At 56.3% G+C, this 20,261-nt stretch carries 18 protein-coding genes; 11 read left to right on the top strand and 7 right to left on the bottom strand.

The window, feature by feature from the left end:
- Positions 1-134: 134 nt before the first annotated feature.
- Both EGK14_RS03340 and uspE read left to right on the top strand, forming a co-directional pair.
- Entirely contained in the window at positions 135-890 is a 756-nt protein-coding gene (locus tag EGK14_RS03340) for an FNR family transcription factor (RefSeq protein ID WP_125287641.1), read from the top strand.
- A gap of 329 nt (positions 891-1,219) precedes the next feature.
- Positions 1,220-2,170: a universal stress protein UspE gene (gene uspE / locus EGK14_RS03345; protein ID WP_125287642.1), complete on the top strand. Its 951-nt coding sequence runs from the start codon at positions 1,220-1,222 to the stop codon at positions 2,168-2,170.
- A gap of 53 nt (positions 2,171-2,223) precedes the next feature.
- On the opposite strand, the gene pntB is transcribed toward uspE, so the two are convergent.
- On the bottom strand, positions 2,224-3,612 hold the full coding sequence (gene pntB / locus EGK14_RS03350; protein ID WP_125287643.1) for a Re/Si-specific NAD(P)(+) transhydrogenase subunit beta: 1,389 nt from the start codon (positions 3,610-3,612) through the stop codon (positions 2,224-2,226).
- Between the two features lie 10 nt (positions 3,613-3,622).
- Complete coding sequence (gene pntA / locus EGK14_RS03355; protein WP_125287644.1) at positions 3,623-5,155, bottom strand: Re/Si-specific NAD(P)(+) transhydrogenase subunit alpha; 1,533 nt, start codon at positions 5,153-5,155, stop codon at positions 3,623-3,625.
- A gap of 515 nt (positions 5,156-5,670) precedes the next feature.
- Here pntA and ydgH point away from each other — a divergent pair.
- Positions 5,671-6,621, top strand: a complete 951-nt coding sequence (gene ydgH / locus EGK14_RS03360; RefSeq protein WP_125287645.1) for a DUF1471 family protein YdgH — start codon at positions 5,671-5,673, stop codon at positions 6,619-6,621.
- 265 nt (positions 6,622-6,886) lie between these two features.
- Positions 6,887-8,278, top strand: coding sequence for an amino acid permease (locus EGK14_RS03365; protein ID WP_125287646.1), 1,392 nt, complete (start codon positions 6,887-6,889; stop codon positions 8,276-8,278).
- On the opposite strand, the gene EGK14_RS03370 is transcribed toward EGK14_RS03365, so the two are convergent.
- On the bottom strand, positions 8,275-8,688 hold the full coding sequence (locus EGK14_RS03370; protein WP_125287647.1) for a hypothetical protein: 414 nt from the start codon (positions 8,686-8,688) through the stop codon (positions 8,275-8,277). The two genes, EGK14_RS03365 and EGK14_RS03370, sit on opposite strands and share 4 nt — an antisense overlap.
- Positions 8,689-8,866: 178 nt before the next feature.
- On the opposite strand from EGK14_RS03370, the gene rstA reads away from it, so the two are divergent.
- The 5 genes from rstA to EGK14_RS03395 all read left to right on the top strand — a co-directional run bounded on the left by rstA (position 8,867) and on the right by EGK14_RS03395 (position 14,077).
- Positions 8,867-9,598 carry a two-component system response regulator RstA gene (rstA, locus tag EGK14_RS03375; protein WP_125287648.1) on the top strand — a complete coding sequence of 244 codons (732 nt, stop codon included), beginning with the start codon at positions 8,867-8,869 and terminating at the stop codon, positions 9,596-9,598.
- Entirely contained in the window at positions 9,595-10,896 is a 1,302-nt protein-coding gene (gene rstB, locus EGK14_RS03380; RefSeq protein ID WP_125287649.1) for a two-component system sensor histidine kinase RstB, read from the top strand. The genes rstA and rstB overlap by 4 nt, the downstream gene beginning before the upstream one ends.
- Positions 10,897-10,921: 25 nt before the next feature.
- On the top strand, positions 10,922-12,403 hold the full coding sequence (locus EGK14_RS03385; protein ID WP_125287650.1) for a carboxypeptidase M32: 1,482 nt from the start codon (positions 10,922-10,924) through the stop codon (positions 12,401-12,403).
- A 152-nt stretch (positions 12,404-12,555) separates the two neighbouring features.
- Positions 12,556-13,014, top strand: a complete 459-nt coding sequence (asr, locus tag EGK14_RS03390) for an acid resistance repetitive basic protein Asr (protein WP_125287651.1) — start codon at positions 12,556-12,558, stop codon at positions 13,012-13,014.
- 262 nt (positions 13,015-13,276) lie between these two features.
- The gene (locus EGK14_RS03395; protein WP_125287652.1) at positions 13,277-14,077 is read left to right on the top strand and encodes a serine protease; all 801 of its coding nucleotides are present in this window, start codon (positions 13,277-13,279) and stop codon (positions 14,075-14,077) included.
- Between the two features lie 492 nt (positions 14,078-14,569).
- Here EGK14_RS03395 and hrpA read toward each other — a convergent pair whose 3' ends face one another.
- The 4 genes from hrpA to EGK14_RS21815 all read right to left on the bottom strand — a co-directional run bounded on the left by hrpA (position 14,570) and on the right by EGK14_RS21815 (position 19,245).
- Positions 14,570-18,466 carry an ATP-dependent RNA helicase HrpA gene (gene hrpA, locus EGK14_RS03400; RefSeq protein WP_125287653.1) on the bottom strand — a complete coding sequence of 1,299 codons (3,897 nt, stop codon included), beginning with the start codon at positions 18,464-18,466 and terminating at the stop codon, positions 14,570-14,572.
- 11 nt (positions 18,467-18,477) lie between these two features.
- Positions 18,478-18,759, bottom strand: coding sequence for a putative holin (locus EGK14_RS03405; RefSeq protein WP_125287654.1), 282 nt, complete (start codon positions 18,757-18,759; stop codon positions 18,478-18,480).
- Between the two features lie 223 nt (positions 18,760-18,982).
- Positions 18,983-19,084, bottom strand: coding sequence for a hypothetical protein (locus tag EGK14_RS21810; protein WP_370255952.1), 102 nt, complete (start codon positions 19,082-19,084; stop codon positions 18,983-18,985).
- The gene (locus tag EGK14_RS21815) at positions 19,084-19,245 is read right to left on the bottom strand and encodes a hypothetical protein (protein WP_370255953.1); all 162 of its coding nucleotides are present in this window, start codon (positions 19,243-19,245) and stop codon (positions 19,084-19,086) included. Before EGK14_RS21815 ends, EGK14_RS21810 begins: the two co-directional genes overlap by 1 nt.
- An 86-nt stretch (positions 19,246-19,331) precedes the next feature.
- On the opposite strand from EGK14_RS21815, the gene EGK14_RS03415 reads away from it, so the two are divergent.
- Complete coding sequence (locus EGK14_RS03415; RefSeq protein WP_125287655.1) at positions 19,332-19,589, top strand: hypothetical protein; 258 nt, start codon at positions 19,332-19,334, stop codon at positions 19,587-19,589.
- A gap of 48 nt (positions 19,590-19,637) precedes the next feature.
- Positions 19,638-20,243, top strand: a complete 606-nt coding sequence (locus EGK14_RS03420; protein WP_125287656.1) for an FMN-dependent NADH-azoreductase — start codon at positions 19,638-19,640, stop codon at positions 20,241-20,243.
- Positions 20,244-20,261 lie beyond the last annotated feature (18 nt).

The raw sequence follows: 20,261 nt of genomic DNA on the forward strand, positions 1-20,261 counted from the left end.
CACTTTTTTAAACGGGACGTCACCAAAAGTGACGTCCCTGTTTTTTATGTGGCTAAAAAGGCCTGGATGAGTTCCCTTTGCTGAGCAAAAAATGTTAAAATTGACCTCAATCAATAATCACTCGAGCCAACACTATGATCCCGGAAAAACGTGTTATCAACAGACGTATCCAGTCTGGCGGTTGTGCGATTCACTGTCAGGATTGCAGCATCAGCCAGCTCTGTATTCCTTTCACGCTGAACGAGCATGAACTCGATCAGCTGGATAACATCATCGAGCGGAAAAAGCCTATTCAGAAAGGGCAAACGCTGTTCAAAGCCGGTGACGAACTGAAGTCGCTGTACGCCATTCGTTCCGGGACCATCAAAAGCTATACCATTACCGAACAGGGCGACGAGCAGATCACCGGCTTTCACCTGGCGGGCGACCTGGTAGGCTTCGACGCCATCAGCGGCGGTCAGCACCCCAGCTTTTCCCAGGCGCTGGAAACCGCTATGGTCTGCGAAATTCCGTTTGAAACTCTGGACGATCTGTCTGGCAAAATGCCCAGCCTGCGTCAGCAGATGATGCGGCTGATGAGCGGCGAGATTAAGGGCGATCAGGAGATGATCCTGCTACTGTCGAAGAAAAATGCGGAAGAGCGTCTTGCCGCCTTTATCTATGGCCTCTCCCGCCGCTTCGGCGAGCGCGGCTTCTCCCAGCGCGAATTCCGTCTGACCATGACCCGTGGCGATATCGGTAACTACCTCGGCCTGACGGTTGAAACCATCAGCCGCCTGCTGGGCCGCTTTCAGAAAAGCGGTATGCTGGCGGTAAAAGGCAAATACATCACTATCGAAAATCATGAGGTGCTGTCGCAGCTGGCTGGTCAAAGCCGCGCGATTGCCTGATGCCATGCCGGATTGGTTCGCCAGTCCGGCTGCTTTTTTTCGCTCGGTGGCCCGGTGCCAATGCGGCCGTTTTCCATTGCCTGGCCCGGCGCGCTGACCTGGCTGTTTTGCCCATCCTGCCGCTTGACTTGCCTCTTTTCACTTGCCCTTTACCAGACTGTCATCGCCCCCTTTAGCGGTTTTCTCACGGTGCCAAAGCGGACAGAAGACCGTACCAGCCGCTTTTGGCGAACCTTTTGTTATAATATTGATCTGGCTATAACTTTTTCTTTCTTTCCCGACGTTGATTGGGCTATCTTTTAAGCTAACCAGCGTATGGAGGACCCGTTATGGCTAAGTACCAAAACATTCTCGTGGCGATCGACGCGCAACAGGACGACCAGCCAGCGCTGCGCCGTGCTGTCTATCTCAATCAGCGCCTCGGTGGTCAGATCACGGCTTTTCTGCCTATCTATGATTTTTCTTACGAAATGACGACGCTGCTGTCGCCCGACGAGCGCGTCACCATGCGCAAAGGGGTGATCAGCCAGCGCACCGAATGGATCCGCGAGCAGGCAAAAGCCTATCTGGCCGCGGGCGTGAATATCGATATCAAGGTGGTCTGGCATAACCGTCCTTACGAGGCGATTATTCAGGAAGTGCTGGACGGCGGCTACGATCTGCTGCTGAAAATGGCCCACCAGCACGACCGGCTTCAGTCGGTGGTGTTTACGCCTACCGACTGGCACCTGCTGCGCAAGTGTCCCTGCCCGGTATGGATGGTAAAAGATCAGCCCTGGCCGGAAGGCGGCAAGGCGGTAGTGGCGGTAAACCTGGCCAGCGAAGAGCCGCATCACGACCCGCTAAACACTCAACTGGTTAAAGAAACGCTGGAGCTGGCGAAACAGGTCAACCATACCGAAGTCCATCTGGTTGGCGCCTATCCCATTACCCCGGTAAATATTGCCATTGAGCTGCCCGACTTCGATCCCAGCGTTTACAACGATGCGATCCGTGGTCAGCACCTGCTGGCGATGAAGGCGTTACGGCAAAGCTTCAGCATCGACGAAAAGTTTACCCATGTCGCAAAAGGCCTGCCGGAAGAAGTGATCCCGGACCTGGCGGACCGTCTGGACGCTGGCGTGGTGGTGCTTGGCACCATTGGTCGCACCGGACTGTCAGCGGCTTTCCTGGGCAATACGGCGGAGCAGGTAATCGATCATCTGCGTTGCGATCTGCTGGCGATCAAGCCGGAAGGCTTCGTGTCGCCGATCGAACTGGATGATGACGAAGACGACTGATCGTTAAACAAAAAAAGGCCGGGGAACCCCCGGCCTTTTGCTGTGTGCGCCTGTTACAGCGCTTTCAGGATGGCATCCACGGTAGCTTTCGCATCACCAAACAGCATCTGGGTGTTTTCACGGAAGAACAGCGGGTTCTGCACGCCGGCATAGCCGGTGTTCATGGAGCGCTTAAAGACCACCACGTTCTGCGCTTTCCACACTTCCAGCACCGGCATCCCCGCGATTGGACTACGCGGATCTTCCTGCGCCGCCGGGTTGACGGTATCGTTGGCGCCAATCACCAGCACGGTATCCGTGTCGCCGAAGTCGTCGTTGATTTCATCCATTTCCAGCACGATATCGTAAGGCACCCGCGCCTCGGCCAGCAGCACGTTCATATGGCCCGGCAGACGTCCGGCGACCGGATGAATGCCAAAGCGCACCTTAATGCCCTGCGCACGCAGCTTCTCGGTAATTTCCGCTACGGGATACTGCGCCTGCGCTACCGCCATACCGTAGCCCGGGGTGACGATCACGCTGCGCGAGTTTTTCAACAGTTCCGCCGTGCCCTGCACGTCGATTTCGCGGTACTCGCCCGCCTCCTCGCCTTCGCCGGTCGAGCTGCTGTCGGTGCCGAAACCGCCTGCGATAACGCTGATAAAGGAGCGGTTCATCGCCTTACACATAATGTACGAAAGAATGGCACCGCTTGAACCGACCAGCGCGCCGGTCACGATCAGCAGGTCGTTGCTGAGCATAAAGCCCGCCGCCGCCGCCGCCCAGCCCGAATAGGAGTTGAGCATAGATACCACGACCGGCATATCCGCGCCGCCGATAGAGGCCACAAGATGCCAGCCGAACGCCAGCGCAATGATGGTCATCAGCAATAGCGCAAAGCCCTGCCATCCCGTGCTGTCGGTGCGCACAAAGATAATCAGCAGGCAAAGCGATACCACCAGCGCCAGCAGGTTAAGCCGGTGCCGGTGCGGCAGCGCCAGCGGTCGGGAAGAGAGTTTCCCGCACAGCTTGCCCCAGGCGACCAGCGAACCGGTAAAGGTCACCGCGCCGATAAAGATGCCGATAAAGACCTCAGTGAGATGAATATTCTCTATCACCGCATCCGTTGCGGGCGCGTGATCGAGATAGCTGTTAAAGCCCACCAGTACCGCGGCCAGGCCAACGAAGCTGTGCAGCACTGCCACCAGCTCCGGCATTTCGGTCATTTCAACCTTTTTCGCCAGCCGTACGCCAATCGCGCCGCCAATCACCATCGCCAGCAGCACCCAGCCGACGCTGCTGCTGTCGGGGCCAAGCAGCGTCGCCAGTAGCGCAATCGCCATGCCGCTGATGCCAAACAGGTTGCCCTGCTTAGCGGTTTCATGCTTCGACAGCCCGGCCAGGCTGCAAATAAAAAGAATTGCGGCAACAATGTATGCTGCAGTCACTAATCCGCCAGACATTGATTACCCCTTAGTTCTTACGAAACATTTTCAGCATGCGCTGAGTCACGGTGAAGCCACCAAAGATATTGATGCTGGCAATCAGCACGGCAATAAAGGAGAAGAAGCTGACCCAGCCGCCGTGCCCCATTTGCAGTACCGCGCCGACCACGATGATGCCGGAGATAGCGTTAGTAACCGACATCAGCGGCGTATGCAGCGCGTGGCTGACGTTCCATACCACGTAATAACCCACCACGCAGGCCAGCGCGAACACAGTAAAATGGGTCAGGAATGCGGGCGGCGCAACGTTAGCTAGCCAGCCGAACAGAACAATAGCCAGCGCAAACAGCGCATATTTTCGCAATGGTGAGGCGGGCTTCGCTTCTGGTTTCTCCGGCGCTTTGGCGGCCGCAGGCGCTGCCTTCGGCGCGGCGGAAATCTGAATCGGCGGCGCAGGCCAGGTGATTTCGCCCTGGCGCACCACAGTTACGCCGCGGATGACCACATCATCGAAGTCGATGACAATCTCGCCATTTTTCTCCTTGCAAAGCAGTTTGAGCAGGTTGACCAGGTTGGTACCATAAAGCTGTGAGGACTGGCCAGGCAGGCGGCCCGGCAGATCGGTATAGCCGATAATTTTCACGCCGTTTTCAGTGGTGGTGACCTGGTCTGCTACGGTCAGCTCACAGTTGCCGCCGGTTTGCGCTGCAAGATCGACAATAACGCTGCCTGGCTTCATGGCAGCCACCATCCCGGCGGTGATCAGTTTCGGTGCAGGTTTGCCGGGAATCAGCGCAGTGGTGACAATGATATCCACTTCCTTCGCCTGCGCGGCGAACAGCGCCATTTCCGCTTTAATAAAGGCCTCTGACATCACTTTCGCATAGCCGTCGCCGCTGCCCGCCTCCTCCTCGAAATCAAGTTCAAGGAATTCCGCGCCCATGCTCTGCACCTGCTCTTTCACTTCCGGGCGGGTATCAAAAGCGCGCACGATAGCGCCAAGGCTGCCCGCCGCACCGATGGCCGCCAGCCCGGCGACGCCTGCGCCGATAACCATCACCTTAGCCGGTGGCACTTTGCCTGCGGCGGTGATCTGGCCCGTAAAGAAGCGGCCAAACTCATGCGCGGCCTCGATGATCGCACGATAGCCCGCGATGTTAGCCATCGAGCTGAGCGCATCCAGCGACTGCGCGCGGGAAATACGCGGCACTGCATCCATCGACATCACGGTGACATTGCGTGCCGCCAGCTTCTCCAGCAGCGCCGGATTTTGCGCAGGCCAGATAAAGCTGACCAGCGTACTGCCTTCACGGGTTTGCGTAATTTCTTCATCCCCGGGCGCGTTGACTTTGAGCACGATATCCGCCTGCCAGACGGCGTCGGTATCGACCAGCGTAGCGCCCACTGCGGCGTAGGCGTCGTCGTCAAAACTGGCTAACTTGCCTGCGCCCCGCTCCACCGCCACGCTGAAGCCCAGCGCCAGCAGCTGCTCAACCGTTTTTGGCGTGGCGGCAACTCGCGTTTCATTGGGCAACCGCTCTTTGGTAATTCCAATCAGCATAGTATTCCCTTTCATCAGAGGTAAGACGATTTCTTACTGCGGCGGCGCGGCTTAAGCGCCGCCTGTTTTACTACGAACACCTTATAAACTACTGAAAACGACACGGTCACACCAGCCGTTGCCGTGCCTTTTGCTCTTTTTATATCTGAAAAATCCGGTACAGGCGGCAAAAACGCGATTTTCAGCGCTTATTTCGCGTTATACCTCGCATAATCTGCTAAAGAAAAATAATCAAACGGTAAAAGAACGGCGATAAAAGGTAATATTTAACAGCCAATTAACTGTAATAACGATAGTATTTAGTGGCTTAAGTGGTAAAGCCGTGACCAAAGGTATTATTTAACATTTTTTTAATATACCCTGCCGCCGCTGCGCCTGTCGCCGTGCCGCCTGACTCAAAATGGCTGAGACAGGACGTATTATTACATGCAATAATCGAGAGCTAATCTGTTACACATCAAGAGTCCAGCACGTTTTCGTACTCATTTTTTTGCGCAAGGCGAAGGATTATTTTTATGAAGCTGAAGATTACTATTCTGGCATCAGCCCTGTTGTCGCTCACCTCACTTTCCGCTTATGCGGCCCAGGAACTGACGCCGGAAAAAGCGGCGGCGCTGAAGCCTTTCGACCGCATCAGCATTACCGGCCGTTTTAATGCCATTAACGAAGCCAACGAGGCAATGTCAAAACGTGCCGACGAGCTGGGCGCGAAAGCTTTTTACGTACAAAGTATTAACGACAGCAACAACAATGGCGGCAACTGGCGCGTGGTGGCGGATATCTATCGCGACGATGCGCCGCCAGCGCCAAAATCGCAGGATCGTGTGATTAATGGCGTGCGCGAGCTGACCAAGTCGGAAGCCTACAGGCTGGAACCTTTTGATACGGTTTCCGTCAGCGGCTTCTACCACAGCCAGCCTGACGTTAACGACGCTATTACCCGAAAAGCGAAAGAGAAAGGCGCGGCTTCGTTCTTTATTATCCGTCAGATCGACGCTAACAGCGGCGGCAATCAGTATATTACCGCCTATGTCTACAAAGCCGATGCGAAAGCGCGCCGGGTGCAGTCTCCGGATCTGATCCCGGCCGATTCCCAGGCAGGTAAAGCCGCCATCGCCGCAGGCGGTACCGCCGCGAAGACCGTGCAGATCCCGGGCGTCGCCTCTTCCGAAACGCCAAGCAACAAAGTCGGCCGCTTCTTTGAAACGCAGTCCTCTACCGGCGAACGCTATACCGTGAGAACGCCGCAGGGCAAAAGCGTACAGGAAGTCAACGCCATTACCGCAGCGCAGATGCAGCCGTTCGACAGCGTAACCTTTACCGGCCACTTCGGTACGCCTACGGAGATCTCCGATGCCGTGGGCCGCGCCGCCATTGAGAAAGGCGCCAAGTACTATCATATTACTCGCCAGTGGTCTAACCAGAGCGGCGGCAACCTGACCGTTTCTGCCGACCTGTTTAAGTAAACGTCAACAAAGGCGCGTCTGAGCTTCAGGCGCGCCTCTTTTACGCAAAATGCCACGACTTTTACCGCCGCCTGCCTGCATAACTTCCCGCCATTATTTGCATACTCAATCACTTTTCGCCCTCTTTCGCATTGCATCTCGCTGGGCCACTCCGTAAAATCGCCGCCGGTTTCAGGGGATCTCTTCGGGTTTAGCCGTGCAAAGCGTATAAATTGCGAGCCATTCATCCTGTTATGGTTTTTTATTCTGGTTTTGGGATGCTTTTTTGGACAAAAAATTAGGTCTTACCGCGCTGACGGCGCTGGTACTGAGTTCCATGCTGGGCGCCGGCGTTTTTAGTCTGCCGCAAAATATGGCGTTGGTGGCCGGGCCGGCGGCGCTGCTGATCGGCTGGGCGATCACCGGCGTCGGCATTATTATGCTGTCGCTGGCGCTGCTGCTGCTGACCCGCCTCAAACCCGAGCTGGACGGCGGCATCTATACCTATGCCCGTGCCGGTTTTGGCGAGCTGGTCGGCTTCTGCTCGGCCTGGGGCTACTGGCTGTGCGCGGTTATCGCTAACGTCTCCTATCTGGTGATAGTGTTCTCCGCCCTGAGCTTCTTTACCGACTCGCCGGGCCACGTCGTGTTTGGCGATGGCAATACCTGGCAGGCCATGTTGGGTGCCTCGGTGCTGCTCTGGCTGGTGCACTGGCTGGTGCTGCGCGGCGTGCAGACGGCAGCGAGTATTAACCTTGTCGCCACGCTGGGCAAACTGGTGCCGCTGGGGCTGTTTGTGGTGCTGGCGATAGCGGCCTTTAATCTCGATCGCTTCCGTTTTGATTTTTCAGGCATCGAGCTGGGCGTGCCGGTTTGGGAGCAGGTCAAAAATACCATGCTGATTACGCTGTGGGTGTTTATCGGCGTGGAAGGCGCGGTAGTGGTTTCAGCACGCGCAAGGAACAAAAAAGACGTGGGACGCGCCACGCTGCTGGCGGTGATCGCCGCGCTGGTGGTCTATCTGTTGGTTACGCTGCTTTCTCTTGGCATTGTGCCGCGAGCGGAACTGGCCCAGATGCGTAATCCTTCGATGGCGGGCCTGCTGAATCGCCTGATTGGCTCATGGGGCGATATGGTTATCGCGCTGGGGCTGATCGTCTCGGTCAGCGGCGCCTATCTCAGCTGGACGATTATGGCAGCGGAAGTGCCGATGCTGGCGGCCGGAAACGGCACCTTCCCGCGCTCGCTGGCGAAACAGAACGCGCGCGGCGCGCCCTCTGCCTCGCTTTGGCTGACCAACCTGAGCGTTCAGGGCTGCCTGATCCTGATTTGGCTGACCGGTTCCGATTACAACACGCTGCTGACCATCGCTTCCGAAATGGTGCTGGTGCCCTATCTTCTGGTCGGCGCCTACCTGTTTAAAGTCGCTCGCGCGCAGCAGAAAACGGCGGCGCTGGTCGTCGCTTTGGGTGCCAGCGCCTACGGTTTGTGGCTGCTGTACGCCTCCGGGCCGCTGCACCTGCTGCTTTCCGTGGTACTTTATGCGCCCGGGATGCTGCTGTTTATCTGGGCGCGCCGCAACGGCCGTGGAAATGGCTATCTGAATAAGCTGGAAAAAATAGCGATGGGCGTGCTGATTGCCGGTGCGGCACCGGCAACGTGGATGCTGCTGCGTTAGTGAGAAAAAGCAGGCATGGCGATCGTTAACCGATCGTCATGCTGTTCCAGCGAAAGCGGCTTGACGTACTCTTCACGGATAGCCTCAAGCTGCTGTTCAGAAAGCGGATAAGGCAGCAGGATTTCAAAGCGTTCAATATGCTGTTGTTCAGCCAGGGTTATCAATCGGGCGATATTTATCTCATCGCTCACCTGGGTAGAAATGATTTGCAGCGCCAGCGCTTTCAGTCTTTCTGACGGTGGGCAGGATTGATCCGGCGAGTTTTTGGTCACCATGCCGAAAATAGGCATTACGCCATAAATAGCGTCGACAAAGCTCCAGCGTTTTTTACAGGAAGCCGCGAGGAAATCGATATAGTTCAGGCAGATATGGCAATCCCGTCCCGTTGAAGCCAGCTCTTTATCAGACACCCTTTTCTCCCCTTTCTCCGTTAATCAACGCACCGCGTCGTCAGGCAACAACCCTGTCGAATATAATGACATATTTTACGTCATTTATACTACACATCGAGAGTTATTTAGCCCTGACTTATAGTAGTCAGCGTAAACATTGGGTAATGTTGTTACTCTCAGGTAAAAAAATGTCGCTATGAATAAAATAGTATTCGTTGAGGACGATCGGGATGTGGGCGAGCTTATCGCCGCCTACCTGAAGCGTCATGATATTGAAGTGATCGTAGAAAGCCGTGGCGATCAGGCCGAAGCCACTATTGAGGCCACCATGCCGGATCTGGTGATGCTGGATATTATGCTGCCCGGTAAGGACGGTATGACGCTGTGCCGCGATCTGCGCGCCAGCCAAACGTGGTCCGGCCCGATTGTGCTGCTGACCTCGCTGGACAGCGATATGAATCATATTTTATCGCTGGAGATGGGCGCCAACGATTACATTCTTAAAACCACACCCCCTGCGGTGCTGCTGGCGCGCCTGCGGCTGCATCTGCGTCAGGCCGCGACGCACAGCGGCGACGAGGCGGCTATCGCCCCGGCCGTGAGCGCACAGAAAACCCTGCGTTTCGGCACGCTGACCGTGGACGCCGTTAACCGGCAGGTCACGCTGGGCGGTGAAATTATCGCCCTTTCCACCGCTGACTTCGATCTGCTGTGGGAGCTGGCGACGCATGCCGGATCGATTCTTAACCGCGATGCCCTGCTGAAAACGCTGCGCGGCGTAAGCTATGACGGCATGGATCGCAGCATCGACGTGGCGATCTCACGCCTGCGCAAGAAACTGCTGGACAGCGCAACCGAGCCTTACCGCATTAAAACCATCCGTAATAAAGGCTATCTGTTTGCGCCGCACGCCTGGGACACCGAATGAAGAAGCTGTTTATTCAGTTTTATCTGCTGCTGTTTGTCTGCTTTCTGGTCATGGCGATGCTGGTGGGGCTGGTATATAAATTTACCGCCGAGCGCGCCGGGCGCGAGTCAATGGACGATTTGATGAAAAGCTCGCTCTACCTGATGCGCAGCGAGCTACGGGAAATCCCGCCCCGCGACTGGAATAAAACCATCGATAATCTGGATCTTAACCTCTCCTTTAAGCTGCATATCGAGCCGATGAGCAAGTACCAGCTGGATGCGCCTACGATGCGCCGCCTGCGTGCGGGCGGCATCGTCGCGCTTGATGACGAATACACTTTTTTACAGCACATTCCGCGCAGCCATTATGTGCTGGCCGTAGGGCCGATCCCTTATCTCTTTTTCCTGCATGAAATGCGCATTCTGGATATCGTGCTGCTGGCCTTTATCGGCATCTCGCTGGCGCTGCCGGTGTTTATCTGGATGCGGCCGCACTGGAAAGACATGCTGCGGCTGGAGTCGGCGGCGCAGCGCTTCGGCCAGGGCCATCTGGATGAGCGGATCCACTTCGATAACGCCTCCAGCCTGTTCCGACTCGGCGTAGCCTTTAATCAGATGGCGGACAATATCAATACGCTGGTGGTCAGTAAAAAACAGCTGATTGACGGCATCGCCCATGAGCTACGCACGCCGCTGGTGCGCCTGCGCTACCGGCTGGAGATGAGCGATAATCTTAGCGCCAGCGAAGCCGCCGCGCTGAATCGCGATATCGGCCAGCTGGAGTCGCTGATTGAAGAACTGCTGACCTACGCCCGCCTGGACAGACCAAAGGTCGATCTGCATCTTCAGTCGCTCGATCTGGCTGCCTGGCTCAGCGAACGGCTGGACGATATCCGCATGGTGCACCCCGAATTTACCCTGGAGCTGGATACGCCGCAGCGTCAAAACCTGGGCGTGGCGGACACGCGGCTGATGGAGCGAGTGCTGGATAACCTGGTCAATAACGCGTTGCGCTATGCCAAACAGCGCCTGCGCGTCGGGCTGTGGTTCGACGGCGATACCGCCTGCCTGCAGGTAGAGGATGACGGGCCGGGCATTCCGCTGGCCGAACGCGAGCGGGTATTCGAGCCTTTCGTGCGTCTTGACCCCAGCCGCGACCGCGCCACCGGCGGCTGCGGGCTTGGGCTGGCGATTGTGCACTCGGTGGCGCAGGCCTTTGGCGGCACCGTGACTATTGACGCCAGCCCGCTTGGCGGCGCAAGCGTTCGCTTTTGCTGGCCGGTTGATTTACCCTTAACGCCTCCTCGCGCTGTCTGACAGCGCCATGACTAAAAGGATATCTATGTCATCCGCCTATGCAAACCTGACCCGAACCTTCACCCGTATTTCCCGCTTCGGTCATCTGTCAGCCATCGCCGGCTGGGATATGATGACCATGATGCCGCCCGGCGGCAGCAGCGCACGCGGCGCGGCGCTGGCCGAACTGAGCGTGCTGCGTCATGAAATCCTGACCGATAAAGCCGTGGCGCAATGGCTTGATCAGGCTGCCGATGAAACTCTGAATGACGTGGAGCGCGCCAACCTGCGTGAGATGCGCCGCGCTTACGATCGGGCCGCCCTGCTGCCCGTCGCGCTGGTCGAGGAAAAATCTCTCGTCGGCGCCCGCTGCGAACACGCCTGGCGTCAGCAGCGCCCCGCCAATGACTGGCTGGGTTTTGCCGCCAATCTGAAGGAAGTGGTGAGGCTGAGCCGGGTGGAGGCCGAGCTGCGCGCGCAGGCGAACGGCTGCTCCCGCTACGATGCGTTACTGGATCTCTATGAGCCTGGCATGACCACCGCTAAGCTGGACAGCACCTTCGGCGAGCTGAAACAGTGGCTGCCTTCGCTGCTGGCGCGCATTGTCGAAAAGCAGTCGCGCCAGCCGGTTGCCGTACCGGTCGGCCCTTTCGCGACAGAGTCGCAGCAGCTGCTGGGCAACGCGCTGATGAAACTGCTTAATTTTGATTTTAACGCCGGGCGACTTGACGTCAGTGCCCATCCGTTTTGCGGTGGCGTCCCGGAAGATGTACGCATTACTACCCGCTATAACGCTAACGAATTTATCAGCGCGATGATGGGCGTGATCCACGAAACTGGCCACGCCTGCTACGAGCAGAATCTACCGAAGCAGTGGGCCGGTCAGCCCGTTGCGCTGGCACGCTCCACCGCGATCCACGAGTCGCAAAGCCTTTTCTTTGAAAAACAGCTGGGCCGTAGCGCGGCGTTTTTGAGCCTGCTGCTGCCGCAGGTTAAAACGCTGATGGGCGACCGTCCTGAGCTGGAAGAAGCTAACTTTATCGCCCTCAATCAGCGCGTTAAGCCTGGTTTAATCCGCGTGGATGCGGATGAAGTAAGCTATCCGGCGCATATCATTCTGCGTTATGAGATCGAGCGCGCGCTGATCGAAAGCGAGATTGAAGTGGACGACATCCCGACGCTGTGGCAGGAGAAGATGCAGGCGCTGCTGGGGCTGGACACGGCCGGCAACTATCGCGACGGCTGTATGCAGGACATTCACTGGACGGATGGCTCGTTCGGCTATTTCCCGACCTACACCCTGGGTGCCATGTATGCGGCACAGCTTTTCCACAGCGTGAAAAAGGCGCTGCCGCAGGTGCACAGCGATATCCGCGAGGGGAATCTGCAACCGATTTTTGACTGGCTACAGCAAAATATCTGGCAGCACGGCAGCCGTTTCACCACCCGTCAGCTGATTGAAAACGCCACCGGCGAAGATCTTAATCCGCGCTTTTTCCGGCAGCATCTGGAAAACCGCTACCTGTAACCAATCCGCAAGCCCGTCGCGCCGGCGGGCTTTGTACAATCGGTAACACGCCGATACCAATCACTCACGGAAAGCCCGCTTCCCTTCCCTTATAGTCTCTTCACCGGCCCCGCAGTGGGCTGAAAATGAAATAACACTTTGAGGGTTGTGCAATGAAAAAATTATTCGCTCTGGTTGTAGCCGCTGCTATGGGTATGTCTTCAGTTGCTTTTGCTGCTGAAACCACCGCCGCGCCAGCCACTACCGCACCGGCTGCTTCTACTACCGCCGCGCCAGCTCATGCAGCCAAGCATCACAAAGCGCACAAGAAAGCCGAGCAGAAAGCGCAGGCAGCTAAAAAACACAAGAAAGCCGCTAAGCAGCCGGTAGCCCAGAAAGCTCAGGCAGCCAAGAAGGCCCATAAAAAAGCCGCTAAGCCAGCTGCACAGAAAGCGCAGGCCGCCAAGAAAGTGCACCATAAAAAAGCCACTAAGCCAGCAGCGCAGAAAGCGCAGGCTGCCAAGAAAGTGCACCATAAAAAAGCAGCCAAGCCAGTAGCGCAGAAAGCTCAGGCCGCCAAGAAAGTACACCACAAGAAAACCGCTAAGAAAGCCGCCGCGCCTAAAGCTTAATTGCCGAAGCAAGCCTTCAACTTAGTCTGTTCACTTAAACACCCGGTTCAGCCGGGTGTTTTTTTCCTGGAGTATCGGATGATGGTGCGCCGCTATTTATTCGAAATTATCCTGGCCTGTATGATTATCTGCGGCGCTATCGCCTTTAGCTTCTATCTTTAAAATCCGTAGCCTGCTGATTTATAAATTAAACTTCCTTTTTACCGCCAGCCGACTATAGTTATTACCACCTGCGGTTTTTAATCTCCATTCAGAGAGAGACATGCGCCTGAAAGCTTTTTTTTTAATGGGATGTTTAGCCCTTTCATTTTGTAGCCACGCCGGTGACGACGACGCACAGGATGTCAGAACGCTGTTTTTCGGCAAAGACGATCGTCACCCTGTCAGCGACACCGCCAGCCAGCCGTGGGAAGCAATAGGCCAGCTGGAAACCGCCAGCGGCAACCTGTGTAGCGCTACGTTAATTTCGCCCCATTTAGCCCTGACTGCCGGCCACTGTCTGCTTGCGCCGCCGGGCAAAATCGATAAAGTCGTTGCGCTGCGTTTTATTGGGCATGATGGCGACTGGCGCTACGAAATTCACGATGTGGATACCCGAGTCGATCCCGCTTTAGGCAGAAAGCTTAAGGCCGACGGCGACGGCTGGATCGTGCCTTCATCGGCCGCGCCTTACGATTACGGACTGGTCGTATTGCATAATCCGCCTTCCGGCATAACGCCCGTGCCGCTGTTTGACGGCAGCCGCAGCGATCTGACCGCCGCGCTGAAAACGCAACAGCGTCGGGTAACCCAGGCGGGCTACCCGGAAGATCATCTTGATACGCTCTATTCACACAGCAACTGTCTGATTACCGGCTGGGCGCAGAAAAATGTGCTGTCGCATCAGTGCGACACCCTGCCTGGCGACAGCGGTTCGCCGCTCCTGCTAAAAAGCGACAGCGGCTGGCAGCTGATTGCGGTACAAAGCTCTGCACCGGCGGCGAAAGATCGTTACGAAGCGGATAACCGCGCCATTGCCGTCACCGCTTTCCGGGACAGACTGGAAACGTTGGCGCAGGAATAAAGGAACGCCGTGGGCTTGCGGCATTCAGGCAGTTTTTTAAGCCGGGCTGCTTGCTTTACTCTTGAATATCATTTGGGAATTTCAAAAAAAGAAACAGCAATTAAGGTTGCAGCTGATAACGACAACACGATCGTTCAGGCTCTCGCAGCTGACTCTGTAAGCCATAACAGCGTCTCTACCTTAAGCCTGAAACGTTGCGTTGCTGAGTTGAATCGGTAAATAATCGAATGACTGAGTTCCCCCCTGATAAGATCAAAGCGCGTGAAAATACGCTAAAGATCCTTTCACCGGTATTAAGCCAGCCATAGGTTAAGTCCTGTCTGTTCAGGAAATACGCCAGTCCGGAACGGAGAAGTTTTATTATCTCCATGCGGGTGCAGCAGGCAAAGCCGCCCACCAGGCCTCAGCGCGTTTTTACTGCTAACTCTTTTTAGCAATAGCTGGTTAAGTTTAAGAACGTCCGCTGGGCTGTATTGCCAGCGGACGAATTCCTCAGAGCACTATTTCATCCATCGCCTGCTGAATACGCTTTTCCGAAACCGGATAAGGCGTGCCCAGCTGCTGGGCGAAATAGCTGACGCGCAGCTCTTCAATCATCCAGCGGATCTCTTTTACATCCTCATCATCACGGCGAACCGGCGGCAGCTTGTTAAACCAGCCCTGCCAGGCCTGCTGAACTTTTTCTACCTTGACCATTCTGGCGCGATCGCTGTGCGGATCGACCGGCAGTTTTTCAAGACGGCGCTCGATAGCCTGCAAATAGCGAAGGGTGTCGGCAAGCTTGTTCCAGCCGTTGCCGGTAACGAAACCGCGATATACCAGGCCGTTCATCTGCGCTTTGATATCCGAAAGCGCCAGCGCCATCGTCATATCCACGCGCCCTTTCAGCCGCTTATTGATAGCAAAGACTGCCGTCAGGATCTGCTCGACCTTTTTGGCTATTTCCACCACGGTTTCGTTCAGCTCCGCTCGCACTTTTTCATGTAGCTGGCGGAATCCCTCTTCCTGCCAGGTCGGGCCACCATATTCGGCAATCAGTTTGTCCACGCCGCAGGCGATGCAGTCATCTATCAAATCCAGCACTTTGCCATAAGGGTTAAAATAGAGCCCCAGCTTGGCTTTGTTCGGCAGCTTTTCGTGCAGATATTTAATCGGCGAAGGGATATTGAGCAGCAGCAGCCTGCGCTGACCGCGCCACATCGCTTTTTTCTGCTCGTGATCGGAATCAAACAGCCGGATCGCCACGCTCTCTTTTTCATCCACCAGCGCGGGCCAGGCCTTCACGCTGTAACTGCCGCGCTTCTGCTCAAAATGGTCAGGCAGATCGCCGAAGCTCCAGATATGCAGGCCGCTCTGCTCCAGCCCGTCATCCGCCACCAGCGACAGCGTTTCCTGCACTTTGGCCTTCAGCTGCTCTTTCAGCGCGGCGAGATCGCGCCCTTCCGCCAGCTTGCGGTTATGTTCGTCCACTACGCGGAAAGTCATTTTAAGATGATCGGGCACCTGATCCCATTGCCAGGCCTCACGGTCGATAGTGACGCCGCTCATCCGACGGAATTCACGCTCCAGCGCGTCCACCAGCGGCAGCTCCAGAGGCACCGCACGCGCCAGAAAAGCGTCGGCGTAGTTGGGCGCGGGGACAAAGTTACGGCGTAACGGTTTTGGCAACGACTTAATCAGGGCGATAACCAGCTCCCGTCGCACGCCGGGGATCTGCCACTCGAAGCCTTTTTCCTCAACCTGGTTCAGCAACGGCAGCGGGATATGCACCGTGACGCCATCCGCATCGGTTCCCGGCTCGAACTGATAGCTCAGCTTCAGCTTCAGGTTGCCCTGCTGCCAAAAGTTAGGGTAATCCAGCTTGCTGATGTTCTCGGCGCCTTCGCGGATCAGCATCTCTTTAGCAAAATTAAGCAGCTCGGGCTGCTCGCGGCTCGCCTTTTTCCACCAGCTGTCGAAATGCCGGGCGGAAATCACCTCGTGCGGAACACGCTGGTCATAAAAGGTAAACAGCGTCTCGTCATCCACCAGGATATCGCGACGGCGCGATTTATGCTCCAGCTCTTCCACCTCCTCACGCAGCTTAAGATTGGCGCGGAAGAAGGCGTGACGCGTCTGCCAGTCGCCTTCCACCAGCGCGTGGCGGATAAACAACTCGCGCGACAGCACCGGATCGATCGGGCCGTAGTTGACCTTGCGCGCCGCTACGATCGGCAGGCCGTACAGCGTGACTTTTTCACTGGCCATCACGGCGCCCTGGCCTTTTTCCCAGTGCGGCTCGCTGTAGCTGCGTTTAATCAGATGCTGCGCCAGCGGCTCGATCCATTCCGGCTCGATACGTGCGGCAATGCGGCCCCAGAGGCGGCTGGTTTCCACCAGCTCGGCGACCATCGTCCACTTCGGCGGCTTTTTGAACAGCCCGGAGCCAGGGAAAATGGAGAAGCGGGCGTTGCGCGCGCCGGAGTACTCCTGCTTCTCGACGTCTTTCTGACCAATATGGGAAAGCAGTCCGGTCAGCAGCGCGGTATGCACGCCCCGGAAGTCCGCCGGTTCGCTGTTCAGCGGAATGCCCAGCTCGCGCACCACCTGCCGCAGCTGAGTATAGATATCCTGCCATTCGCGTACGCGCAGGTAGTTCAGGTAGTCCGTTTTGCACAGGCGTCGGAACTGGCTGGACGACAGCGCTTTCTGCTGCTCCTGTAGGTAGTTCCACAGATTGACGAAGGAGAGGAAATCGGATTCTTTGTCGGCAAAACGGCGATGCTTCTCGTCGGATGCCTGCTGTTTCTCTACCGGGCGCTCGCGCGGATCCTGAATTGAAAGCGCGGCGGTAATAATCATCACTTCGCGGGTACAGGCGTATTTCTGCGCCTCCAGCACCATTTTCGCCAGGCGCGGATCGACCGGCAGCTGCGCCAGCGAACGGCCGGAAGGCGTCAGCTTGTAGTGCTGGTCGTCCAGGGTTATCGCCCCCAGCTCTTCCAGCAGCTTAACGCCATCCTGAATATTACGTTTGTCCGGTGCTTCCACAAAAGGAAACGCGCCGATATCGCCCAGCCCCAGCGCGGTCATTTGCAGAATGACCGAGGCCAGATTGGTGCGCAAAATTTCCGGATCGGTAAAGGCCGGGCGGCTTAAAAAATCCTCTTCCGAATAAAGGCGGATACAGATGCCCTCGGAAACGCGGCCGCAGCGCCCTTTACGCTGGTTTGCCGACGCCTGGGAAATCGGCTCGATCGGCAAACGCTGAACCTTGGTGCGGAAGCTATAGCGGCTGATACGTGCCGTGCCGGGATCGATGACGTACTTGATGCCGGGCACGGTCAGCGACGTTTCCGCCACGTTGGTGGCCAGCACGATGCGCCTGCCGCTGTGCGGCTGGAAAACGCGGTTCTGTTCGGCGTTGGAAAGGCGCGCATACAGCGGCAGGATCTCCGTATGCGGCAGATCGCGCCGGTTCAGCGCATCGGCGGTGTCGCGGATTTCCCTTTCGCCGCTCATAAAGATCAGGATATCGCCACGGCTTTCCTGCCCCAGCTCGTCAACCGCGTCAAAAATCGCCTGTAGCTGATCGCGTTCGGTGTCGTCCGCCTCTTCCACAATCGGCCGGTAACGCACTTCGACCGGATAAGTGCGGCCGGAGACTTCAATCACCGGCGCATGGTGAAAGTGCCGGGAAAAGCGCTGCGGATCGATAGTGGCTGAGGTAATAATAATCTTTAAATCGGGGCGGCGCGGCAGCAGTTCGCGCAGATAGCCCAGCAGGAAGTCGATATTCAGGCTGCGCTCATGCGCCTCATCAATAATGATGGTGTCATACTGCATCAACAGGCGATCCTGCTGGATTTCCGCCAGCAGGATACCATCGGTCATCAGCTTGACCTGCGTCGTTTCGCTGACCTGATCGTTGAAGCGCACCTTGTAGCCCACGCAGCCGCCGAGCGAGGTTTCCAGCTCGGCCGCAATGCGATCGGCCACGGTTCTCGCTGCCAGACGACGCGGCTGGGTGTGACCAATCAGCCCCGTGATGCCCCGGCCCAGCTCCATGCAGATCTTCGGCAACTGGGTGGTTTTCCCCGAGCCGGTTTCGCCTGCCACAATCACCACCTGGTGATCGCGAATAGCCTCGGCGATTTCCTGTTTCTTCTGGCTGACCGGCAGGTTTTCCGGGTAGCGGATGGTCGGCGTGGCCGCTTTCCGCAGCGCCACGCGCTGTTCCGCCGCCGCGATTTCGCCGCTCAGCTCATCGGCTATCGCCTGCTGAGCCGCAGGGTTCTTCACTTTTTTTGCGCCATGCAGGCGCTTTTGCAGCCGCTGACGATCTCTGAGCATTAGCGCTTCCAGGCGCGGCGCCAGCGTCGTTAAAGGCATACGGGGAGTATCAGACATAAAAAAGCTCGCTAATCGCCAGCAGGCTGGCAAACAATAAAGTATGAATAAAATTTTGCGTATTGTAGCACAAACCCGGCACCGAAAATTCCTGCTGCATAGCCAAAAACGAAATATCCAGGCGTCTGCCGGCGCGTTAGTTCCTGCGCTATGACAATAAAAAACATCAAGTCAGCGAATGCCCCAAATACGATTGAATAATCGACGCGTGTTATAAACCCTGTAAGTGTTGATGCGACTAATCCCCAGCCTGCCGCCGTCACCGTGGCACTGGTCGCTAACGGTTTTGCCATATGAGGCGCTTAAATAAAAAAGGCCTGCCGAAGTGGCCTTAATTTGAATGCGGGCGCGAACCCGCCTTGTCGCGTGTTATAAGGCGCCGCGACGTCGTCACACTTGTCTGTATATTCTCCTGTATTTTTATTCTATTAATGATTTTATCCAAATTCATTTTTGAAAATTACTTTCCCGGATAATCTGCAAAAGCCCACGTTGTGGGCTGTTTCCTTCATTAAATTAACTGTCCATCTCCCACTTCACATCCCGCATCGACAGACAACCTTCTACAAATCCTTCGGCCATTTGAAACTTTATCCTGATCGTGCCCTCTGACAGCATCAGCCGTCTTCCAATCGCCCGTTTTGAAATATCCTTGTGTAGTGATCCACCAGTAGTGCGTTCTCATCCGGGCGCTTTTGCTCGAGTCCTCCTACACATGAACCGGCTATGAGTGCGCCTGAATCTGTGCATGATGCGCCCGAACGTGTATCAGGACGCAACCCTTTAAAACCGGCAGAACCGGAGATTCACAGCGGCTGCATTGGGCGTCTCACTGCCAGAATTTATCAGAGAGGGCTATTTATCCATGAATTTTAAATTTTCGTGCGGCGAGCTGGAGCGCCTGACGAAAACAGATAGTGCGAAGCCCGGCGACGTGGCCGCGCTGGCGCAAATCGCGCTGGGCGTTCTGTCAGTGCGTCCGGTCGGTAGGGTTTTCACAGACGAACCGCTGCTTCCCGGCGACGAACCATTTAGCTACGGCTGCGACGCGCTAACCTTATTCAGTAAATTCGAACACGGGCTTCAGAATATTGCACTATCCCTACGGCTGATTTGCCAATAGAGTGTAAGTCATTGAGCGGACACATCCGCATAACAAAGGAAATTCATTATGAGCAAAGTTTTAGTACTGAAATCGAGCATTCTCGCAGGCTACTCACAGTCCAACCAGCTGGCCGAACACTTTGTTGCAGAGTGGAAAGCGGCGCACAGCGGCGATGAGATCGTGATCCGCGATCTGGCTGCAAATCCGATTCCGGTACTGGACGGCGAACTGGTCGGCGCGCTGCGTCCTTCCGATGCTGCTCTGACGCCACGTCAGCAGGAAGCGCTGGCGCTTTCCGACGAGCTGATTGCTGAAATTCAGTCTGTGGATACCGTTGTTATTACGGCGCCAATGTACAATTTCAACATCCCGACGCAGTTAAAAAACTACTTTGACCTGATTGCCCGTGCCGGCGTAACTTTCCGCTACACCGAGAAAGGCCCGGAAGGTCTGATCGTCGGTAAAAAAGTGATTGTGATCACCAGCCGCGGCGGCATCCATAAAGATACGCCAGCCGATCTGCAAACGCCTTACCTGAAGCTGTTCCTGGGCTTCCTGGGTCTGAGCGACGTGCAGTTCGTCTACGCTGAAGGCATGGCATACGGCCCGGAAGCGGCCACCAAAGCCAGCGAAGAAGCGAAAGCTACGCTGAACCAGCTGGTTAACGCCTGATTTTTTCTTCCGATCTCG

Source organism: Erwinia sp. 198, assembly GCF_003937915.1.
GTDB lineage: Bacteria > Pseudomonadota > Gammaproteobacteria > Enterobacterales > Enterobacteriaceae > Erwinia > Erwinia aeris.

What these genes read in the sequence shown, in the direction of transcription:
- asr (WP_125287651.1), top strand. Translation starts at nt 12,556, where the DNA reads ATGAAAAAATTATTCGCTCTGGTTGTAGCCGCTGCTATGGGTATGTCT.
- EGK14_RS03395 (WP_125287652.1), top strand. Translation starts at nt 13,277, where the DNA reads ATGCGCCTGAAAGCTTTTTTTTTAATGGGATGTTTAGCCCTTTCATTT.
- EGK14_RS03415 (WP_125287655.1), top strand. Translation starts at nt 19,332, where the DNA reads ATGAATTTTAAATTTTCGTGCGGCGAGCTGGAGCGCCTGACGAAAACA.
- rstB (WP_125287649.1), top strand. Translation starts at nt 9,595, where the DNA reads ATGAAGAAGCTGTTTATTCAGTTTTATCTGCTGCTGTTTGTCTGCTTT.
- uspE (WP_125287642.1), top strand. Translation starts at nt 1,220, where the DNA reads ATGGCTAAGTACCAAAACATTCTCGTGGCGATCGACGCGCAACAGGAC.
- EGK14_RS03385 (WP_125287650.1), top strand. Translation starts at nt 10,922, where the DNA reads ATGTCATCCGCCTATGCAAACCTGACCCGAACCTTCACCCGTATTTCC.
- pntB (WP_125287643.1), bottom strand. Translation starts at nt 3,612, where the DNA reads ATGTCTGGCGGATTAGTGACTGCAGCATACATTGTTGCCGCAATTCTT.
- EGK14_RS21810 (WP_370255952.1), bottom strand. Translation starts at nt 19,084, where the DNA reads ATGCTGTCAGAGGGCACGATCAGGATAAAGTTTCAAATGGCCGAAGGA.
- ydgH (WP_125287645.1), top strand. Translation starts at nt 5,671, where the DNA reads ATGAAGCTGAAGATTACTATTCTGGCATCAGCCCTGTTGTCGCTCACC.
- rstA (WP_125287648.1), top strand. Translation starts at nt 8,867, where the DNA reads ATGAATAAAATAGTATTCGTTGAGGACGATCGGGATGTGGGCGAGCTT.
- EGK14_RS03405 (WP_125287654.1), bottom strand. Translation starts at nt 18,759, where the DNA reads ATGGCAAAACCGTTAGCGACCAGTGCCACGGTGACGGCGGCAGGCTGG.
- EGK14_RS03340 (WP_125287641.1), top strand. Translation starts at nt 135, where the DNA reads ATGATCCCGGAAAAACGTGTTATCAACAGACGTATCCAGTCTGGCGGT.
- hrpA (WP_125287653.1), bottom strand. Translation starts at nt 18,466, where the DNA reads ATGTCTGATACTCCCCGTATGCCTTTAACGACGCTGGCGCCGCGCCTG.
- pntA (WP_125287644.1), bottom strand. Translation starts at nt 5,155, where the DNA reads ATGCTGATTGGAATTACCAAAGAGCGGTTGCCCAATGAAACGCGAGTT.
- EGK14_RS03420 (WP_125287656.1), top strand. Translation starts at nt 19,638, where the DNA reads ATGAGCAAAGTTTTAGTACTGAAATCGAGCATTCTCGCAGGCTACTCA.